Source organism: Neobacillus drentensis, assembly GCF_036966985.1.
Classification (GTDB): domain Bacteria; phylum Bacillota; class Bacilli; order Bacillales; family Cytobacillaceae; genus Neobacillus; species Neobacillus drentensis_E.
In genome coordinates this window covers 1756-2224 of sequence record NZ_JBALSN010000752.1, presented here as the reverse complement: position 1 = coordinate 2224, position 469 = coordinate 1756, and positions in this window count along the sequence as shown.

Sequence of the window (469 nt, the reverse complement as noted above, 5' to 3'; positions counted from 1 at the left end):
TAATTATATGTTATATAAATCTTAATAGTCAACAGAAAAATACCATATTTTACCACGATAATACTTTAGCACAATAGTTAATGAAAGGAACTAACCATAAAATTAAATGTCGACTTTCATAGAAAGCAGCCAAAAATGGGGTCAGTCCCACGGTGAAGTAAAACTTTTACGCACCGGGGGACTGATCCCAAAAACTGTCATTTAGGCATTTTCAAGGCTTTTCATGAGTTCAAGTCGTGTATAATAAACAAGAATAGAGTAGCCCCAGCGAGAGCTACTCTATTTTTGATCGTGATATATAGTTTTTAAAAGACACTTACTGCTAAACCTCTGCATCTGAATTTCTTTTCACTTTTTTTAAATATCATAGTGACTAGTCATGAAAACCATCATTCTATGTAAATTAAAAAAGGACCGTTCAACTTACTAGAGATTCTCTCTTATTGTTTTTTAATAGGCGTAACTACCG